The sequence below is a fragment of the Pseudomonas sp. JV245A genome (assembly GCF_032424515.1).
Taxonomy (GTDB): domain Bacteria; phylum Pseudomonadota; class Gammaproteobacteria; order Pseudomonadales; family Pseudomonadaceae; genus Aquipseudomonas; species Aquipseudomonas protegens.
On record NZ_VYKE01000209.1, the window covers coordinates 1 to 6,551 of the forward strand.

The 6,551-nt window shown below is 66.0% G+C and carries 3 protein-coding genes; all 3 read left to right on the forward strand.

What is annotated here, in order from left to right; all coding sequences use genetic code 11:
• Positions 1–298: 298 nt before the first annotated feature.
• The 3 genes from F6S12_RS28835 to F6S12_RS28845 all read left to right on the forward strand — a co-directional run bounded on the left by F6S12_RS28835 (position 299) and on the right by F6S12_RS28845 (position 6,483).
• A complete protein-coding gene (locus F6S12_RS28835; protein ID WP_315869621.1) occupies positions 299–2,569 on the forward strand; it encodes a TonB-dependent receptor in 2,271 nt (756 codons plus the stop codon).
• Between the two features lie 190 nt (positions 2,570–2,759).
• Positions 2,760–5,231 (forward strand): TonB-dependent receptor plug domain-containing protein, encoded by a 2,472-nt coding sequence (locus F6S12_RS28840; RefSeq protein WP_161466274.1) that lies wholly within the window; start codon positions 2,760–2,762, stop codon positions 5,229–5,231.
• A 484-nt stretch (positions 5,232–5,715) separates the two neighbouring features.
• Positions 5,716–6,483 carry an ABC transporter permease gene (locus F6S12_RS28845; protein ID WP_019094960.1) on the forward strand — a complete coding sequence of 256 codons (768 nt, stop codon included), beginning with the start codon at positions 5,716–5,718 and terminating at the stop codon, positions 6,481–6,483.
• Positions 6,484–6,551 lie beyond the last annotated feature (68 nt).

The window sequence follows — 6,551 nt, forward strand, 5'->3', positions numbered from 1 at the left end:
GCTCCTACGGGCTGGGGGGCCGGTGCTGGCGCAGCAACAGTCCAGCGGGCAATCGGTGCTGCTCCAGCAGCACCAGCCAAGCAACTTCTGCTGAATCCTGCGCAGGATGTTTTAAACCTCTGGCCCGCAACTTTTCACGCCTGCCAAACCCCTCTCTAAAACACTCAAACGAATTTAAATTAAGCCTTGTTTTTCAATGACTTGATCAAACTAACGCTTACCCATAAAACCCACTAAGCCTCTTGGCACGTTCTCTGCTCTAGCCCTCTTAGCGAAACTTTAAATGGGGGAGTTCAACATGCATAAGCTTAATCCGATCACCAAGAGTCTATGGCTGGCACTGGCGCTCACCGGGGGCACATTCAGCCAGGGCCTGCTGGCCGCCGAAACCACAGACACCGACACCACCGGGAACAGCAGCGAACCCGCCCTGAAGACCGTCACCGTCACCGCCCAGCACCGGGAGGAAACCCTGCAAGAGGTTCCGGTGGCGGTGTCCGCCGTACAGGGCACCAGCCTGGTGACCGACGGGGTGCGCAACATGGGCGACATCACCACCTTCATCCCCAACGCCTCGGCCAAGAACCCCGACGGCGACGGCCGCCCACGCTGGTACATCCGCGGCCTGGGCACGGGCGACACCGGGGCGGCCACGGTGTTCCCGGTGGGCATCTATGCCGATGACGTCTACCTCAACGCGCCCATCGCCGGCGGCGGGCCGCTGTTCGACCTGGAGCGCATCGAGATCCTGCGCGGCCCCCAGGGCACCCTGTACGGCAAGAACACCACTGCCGGTGCGGTCAATGTGATTTCCAAGAAGCCGACCTTCGACACCGACGGCTACGGCACCCTGGGCATCGGCAGCAAGAGCGAGCGCGTCCTCAATGGCGCCATCGGCGGTGCCCTGGTGGATGACAGGCTGGCGGCGCGGCTGTCGCTGTATTCGGAAGAACGCGACGGCTTCCAGAAGAACCTCACCGACGACCATACCTACGGCGACGTCGACAAGAAGGCCGTGCGCCTGCAGTTCCTGGCCAGGCTCAACCCGGACCTGGACGCCCTGCTGAAGATCCACGCCCGGGAATACAAGGGCGACGGCAGCAACGGCTCGCTGCCGGTGGGCCGTTACTACAACGTCGGCTACCAGCGGCCCGACGGACGCAACATCGCCCTCAACGTCAACGAGGATGCCAAGCTCGATCACGACGGTACGTCCCTGACCCTGAACTGGCACCTGGGGGACTACACCCTGACCTCCATCAGCGCCTACGACTACATTCGCGGGCAGTCCACCAGCGACGCCGACTACACCCCCTACGAGGTCAACGGCGCGGCCATCAGCGACAACCGCTACAACCAGTACTCCCAGGAACTGCGCCTGGCCTCGCCGCAGCAGGAAACCCTGCGCTGGCTGGCGGGGGTGCACTACTTCCATGAGGACCTGGACAGCTCGGCCAAGCGCCTCATCACCCCGGGCCCCACGCCCAACGGCACCGGCTCCAACCAGACCGGCGGCGCCACCGACTTTCGCGACCTCAACTACCAGCACACCACCGACAGCTACGCGCTGTTCGGCAACCTGACCTACGACTTCACCGACAACTTCACCGTGACCGGCGGCCTGCGCTGGACCCAGGAAAAGAAAGACATCGACCTGGACCTGACCCAGCTCACCCGGGCCACGGCCAACGGCCCGCTGATCCCCCTGGGCGCCGCCGGCAGCAACGGCAGCCGCGACGAGAGCAAGACCTGGGAAGCCTGGACCTACGATCTGACCCCGGAATACCGGATCAACGACAACGTCCGGGTGTTCTTGCGCTACGCCCACGGTTTCCGTTCCGGGGGCTTCAATACCGGGCTGTCCACCAGCCTGGCGCAGTTGACCACGGTGGACCCGGAGAAACTCGACGCCTACGAGATCGGCCTCAAGTCGGAATGGTTCAACCATCGCCTGACCGCCAACGCCAACGTCTTCTACTACGACTACTCGGACATCCAGGTGAACCTGCTGACGGTCAACAACGGCGTGCTCACCACGGCCCTGACCAATGGCGCCAAGGGCAAGGTCAAGGGCGCGGAACTGGAGCTCGAAGGCCAGCCCACCGACTATCTGCACCTGCGGGCGGCGATCTCGTTCCTGGATACCGAGTACACCGACTTCAAGAACACCAACCCCAACACCGGCGCGGTCACCGGCGACTACAGCGGCAACAGTTTCGTGCGCTCCCCGCGCAACGTGGTGTCCCTGGGGGCCGACTACACCATTCCCCTGGAGATTGGCGGCAAGCTGGTGGCCGGCGGCGACGTGAGTTTCCGCGACAAGGAGTACTTCCTCGCCGACCGCCAGAGCAGCGCCGACAAGACCCTGAGCCAGCCCCACTACACCCTGGCCAACACCCGCCTGACCTGGTTCAGCCCGGATGAAAAGCTCAGCGTCACCGGCTTCGTCAACAACCTCACCGACCGCCGCTACCAGGTCCATGGCCGGCCCAACGGCACGCTGGGGCAATACGTCATCACCTACGGCGACCCGCGCACCGTGGGCCTGAGCGTCACCAGCCGCTTCTGACGCCCGCGGCAGGCCACCCGAACCCTGATTTCCGGGCCGCCGGTATCGCCCACCACCGCACCCACCCTGTAGGAGCCGGCTTGCCGGCGAAGAGGCCCGCAAGCCTTGCGCCGTCCATGACGACGCCTTCGCTGGCAAGCCCGCGCCTACAGGGGCGGTTGGGGTCATTCATTTCAGAAGGAATCCAAAGATGTTCCATCGCAATCCGTTGGCCGGCGCCGTGGCGCTGGTCGTCGGCAGCCTTGCCGTGCCCGCGTTCGCTGCCCAGACCTCAAGCAATGCCCCCGGCGCCAGCGCCGATCACCTGGACACGGTGGTGGTGCTGGGCACCCGGCGCAGTGATGTAACGGCCCTGGAAAGCGCCGCACCGGTGGACGTGCTGTCCGCCCAGCAGTTGCAGCAGACCGGGGCCAGCGACCTGTCCGGCGCCCTCACCGCCCTCTCGCCTTCGTTCAGCTACCCGCAGTCGCCCCAGGGCGCCTTCGCCGGCTCCATCGCCCAGGGTGCTTCCCTGCGCGGCCTGGCGTCGGACCAGGTGCTGGTGCTGGTCAATGGCAAGCGCCGCCACACCAGCGCCAACGTCACCCGCCAGAGCCTGGTCAACGGCCGCGGCGCCGCCGCGGTGGACCTGAGCCTGATCCCCCTGAGCGCCATCGAGCGAGTGGAGATCCTGCGCGACGGCGCCGCCGCCCAGTACGGCTCCGACGCCATCGCCGGGGTGATCAATATCGTGCTCAAGGAAAAGGACGACGGCGGCAACCTCGGCTATCGCTTCGGCGGCTACGACAAGGGCGATGGCCTGCAACGCAAGCTCAGCGGCTGGAAGGGCTTGAGCCTGCCCAACGACGGCTTTTTGACCCTGAGCTTCGATGCCGGCAGCCAGGACCCGGCCAGTGACACCAACCCCGACAACCGGATCTTCTACCTCGGCTCCACCAGCACCAACACCCCCCGGGAACAGAACAACCGCTACCGCACCTGGCGCTGGGGCTCGGGCAATGTCTCGGACCAGTACAACTTCGCCGCCAACAGCGAGTTCGGCCTGGGCGAGGGGCTGACCGCCTACGGTTTTGCCACCTACTCCCACAAGAACACCGACGCCGAAGGCTTCTTCGACCCGCCCACCACCTTGCGCAACAACTACGGCAGCGACGCCCTGCAACGCTACCCCGACGGCCGCCTGCCGATCACCCGTTACTCGCTGGAGGACTATGCCCTGACCGGTGGCCTGCGCTACGAGGACGAACGCCTGGGCAAGTTCGACCTGGCGCTGAACCACGGTGACAACAGCCTGAAATCCGCCGACCGCAACGCCATCAACCCCAGCTGGGGCGAGGCCAGCCCGGCGAAGATCTACACCGGCAAGCGCGAGGCCGACCAGACCAACCTGACCCTGGACTGGGTGCGGGACTTCCCCACCGACCTCCTGTTCAAGCCCCTGACCCTGTCGGCGGGCCTGGCCTGGCGCCAGGAGAACTACGAACTGAGCGCCGGCGAAGCGGCGGGCTGGCAGAACGGGCCGCTGTTCAATACCGTGGACCCGGTCACCGGGCGGCGCATTCCCGGCTACTACTCGGGCATTACCCAGGTCGACGCCGCCTCTCTGGAGCGCAAGGTCTGGGGCGCCTACATCGACGTCGAAGGCCAGGTCACCGAGAAATTCCAGGCCGGGGTGGCGGTGCGCACCGAGCACTACTCGGATTTTGGCGACACCACCAACGGCAAGCTGTCGCTGCGTTACGACTTCACCCCGCAGCTCGCCGCCCGGGCCACCGCCAGCACCGGCTACCGGGCGCCGTCCCTGGTCCAGAGCGGGCTGTCCTCGTTCAGCGTGCAGGTGGTGGAGCAACCGCCGGGCAGCGGCAACTACGTCGAGGTGCAGCAACGCACCCTGCGCGCCGACAGCCCGGAAGCCAAGCTGCTGGGGGGCAAGGCGCTGAAGCCCGAGGAGTCCACCAACTACTCCCTGGGCCTGGTCTGGCGGCCGCTGGCCAACGCCTCGGTGACCCTGGATGCGTACCGGATCAACATCGACAACCGCATCACCCTGTCCGACCAGTTGCCGGCCTCGGTGGTCACGCCGATCTTCGCCGGCACCCCTTACGCCAACATCCAGAGCGCGGCGTTCTACACCAACGTCGCCGACACCCGCACCGATGGCGTCGAGCTGACCGGCAACTACCAGCTGGACCTGCAGCAATGGGGGCGCCTGAACCTGTCCAGCGGCTACAGCCAGAACAACACCAGGATCACCGCCCTGCGGGACGTGGGCAACATCGCCGGCTCGCAGATCGTCGGCCGCACCACCCAGGGCCTGATCGAGGACGGCACACCGAAGAACAAGCTGACCCTGAGCGCCAACTGGCTGTATGACAGCTGGGGCCTGACCCTGGCCCAGCGCCGTTACGGGCAATGGAAAAGCCTCAACGCCAGCAACCCGACCCTGGACCAGACCTTCAGCGCGCAATGGGTCACTGACCTGGACATTTCCTACAGCTTCGACAAGTCGCTGAAGCTGTCCGTGGGCGCCATCAACCTGTTCGATACCCACCCGGACAAGGCATCCGGGGCGCAGTTGTATGGCGTGCCGAAATACTCCATCACCAGCCCCGAGGGCGCCCAGGGCGCGTTCTACTACACCAGCCTCAGCTACGACTTCTGAGGCCGGACTGCTGCCGGGGTGTTGCCCTGGCAGCAGTGGCTGCTGCCCAGGCATCAGTTTCGCTGGCACGCCAGCGCCCACAACCCACCCACACGCCGCTCCTCCCGCAGGAGCCGGCTTGCCGGCGAACAGGCCCGCAAGCCTTGCATCGCCCTTGCGGACGCCTTCGCTGGCAAGCCAGCTCCTACAGCCGTCAGATACATCCCGCAGGCCCGCCCGCCCCGTAGGAGCCGGCTTGCCGGCGAACAGGCCCGTAAGCCTTGCACCGCCCCGGCCGACGTCTTCGCTGGCAAGCCAGCTCCTACAGCCGCCAGATACATCCCGCAGGCCCGCCCGCCCCGTAGGAGCCGGCTTGCCGGCGAACAGGCCCGCAAGCCTTGCACCACCCCAGCCGACGCTTTCGCTGGCAAGCCAGCTCCTACGAGCGCGCGATGGCACAGGTCTTGCGATAGGCATCGGGTACTTCGCCGATATAAGAACCGCCATGGCTCATTCCTTGCGCTGCACACTCACCTCCCTGACCTGGCTGGTCTCGCCCCTGGCCCTGTTGCTGCTCTGGACCCTGGTGGCCCAGGCCGGGATCTTCCCGCGCAACCTGCTGGTACCGCCGGCCCAGGTGCTGCACACCTTCGAAACCCTGCTGGCCAGCGGCGAGTTGCTGGAGCATTTGCACAACAGCCTGTCGCGCCTGGGCCTGGGCTTTGCCCTGGGGGCCCTTGGCGGCCTGGTGTTCGGGGTGCTGATGGCCCTGTCCAAGACCGTCGAGGCGTACTGCGCGCCGCTGTTCCATACCCTGCGGCAGATCCCCAGCATCGCCCTGATCCCGATGTTCGTGCTGCTGTTGGGCATCGATGAAACCTTCAAGATCGTCATCGTCGCCAAGACTGCGTTCTTCCCCGTGGCCCTGGCCGCCAGCGAGGGGGTCAAGGCCATTCCCCGCAGTTACTTCGAGGTGGCCGACGTCTACCGCCTGCGCTGGCCGACCCTGGTGCGCCAGATCGCCCTGCCCGCCGCGGCACCACCGATCATCACCGGCCTGCGCATCGGCCTGACCCGCTGCTGGGTGGTGCTGGTGGCCACCGAGCTGCTGGCCGCCGACAGCGGCCTGGGGCAGATGATCGAGATGGCCCGGCAGATGCTGCGCATCGATGTGGTGATGGTGGGGATAGTGGTCACCGGCGTGATCGGCTTTGCCCTGGACTTCTCCTTCCGCCGCCTGGAACAGCGCGTGCTGCGCTGGCAAACCCGCTAGGAGCCCTTGCATGACGACTCTACTGGCCAAGTTTCGCGGCCTGTTGCTGCCCCTGCTGCTGATCGGCG